The sequence below is a fragment of the Mycobacterium sp. TH-M82 genome (genome assembly GCF_057473605.1).
Genome location: NZ_JBYCKY010000761.1, coordinates 1 through 1023, shown reverse-complemented (window position 1 = coordinate 1023; position 1023 = coordinate 1). Strand labels below are relative to the sequence as shown.

1 protein-coding gene is annotated in these 1023 nt (G+C 68.3%); it reads right to left on the bottom strand.

Features of this window, described 5'->3' with window-relative positions:
* Positions 1 to 1023, bottom strand: a 1023-nt coding sequence (locus tag AC2VON_RS22555) for an FtsK/SpoIIIE domain-containing protein (protein ID WP_486954862.1), incomplete at both ends; no start/stop codon positions are given.

The window sequence follows — 1023 nt, the reverse complement described above, 5'->3', positions numbered from 1 at the left end:
TCTGCGGGTCGTTGTCCATGTACAGCTGAGCCACCTTCGCCGAGTTCTGGAACCGCATCCACGGATCCATCTGCAGCGTCGCCCAGTTCGAGCTGTTACGCGTGGTGAACACGTGCAAGCCGATCTGGCGGGCCCGTTCGATCAGCTTCCACAGCGCCGCCCCCACCGGCGGCTTGGGCGGGTAGCTCTGATCCGGGCGCAGATCCTGCACGTCGTCGATGAGCACGAAATGCCTTGGGCCTTCCCGCGGCTTGAGCGCCCGTAATTCCTCCTGGCTCAAGCCTTTCGGCGGCAGCCGGGGCAACAACACCTGCTGGGCGAGCTCGGTGATCACCTCGTCGATCTCGTCCTGGTCGTAGGCGTACGCGCGCACATACCCCGGGCCGTTCAGGTCCCGCAGGCCGTGCGGGGCCGTCTTGGGGTCGATCAGTGTCAGTTGGGCCTCGTCGGGGCTGAACCGGCTCATGACGGCCTCGCCGATGGCCACCAGTGCCGTCGTCTTCCCGCAGCCCTGCCTGCCCAGGATCATCAGGCCGGGGCTGTCCCGCAGCGTCAGCGGGACCGGGCCCAGCTCGTGGCGCTCGCCGATGGCGAAGGCGATCGACAGGTCGTCACCGCTGGGGTGGGCGGCTTCGTGCTCGAGGATCGCCCGCAGCGCCACCCGTTGCGGCAGGCGTTGCAGCGTCGCGTGCTTGGTCACACCGGCGACCTCGGCGATGCGGTCGCCGACCTCGGTGATGCCCACCAGCGTTCCGCTGGCGGGATCGGCGAGCGCCGGCACGCCGACGCGCAATTCGTGCAAGCTGTCGCTCAGACCGAAGCCGGGCCGGTTCAACGTGCGCCGCGCCGCTTCGCGGGACTCGATCGACGAGTGACCCATCTGGCTCTCGCTGGGGTCGGCCAACCGCAATTGGATTCGCGCGGTAGCGTTTTGCAGCAGGCTCTGACGCTGCCCGTGGATCCAGCCGCCGGCGCTGCAGATCACGTGCACACCGTATTCGGGGCCCCGGCTGCTCAGTGAGA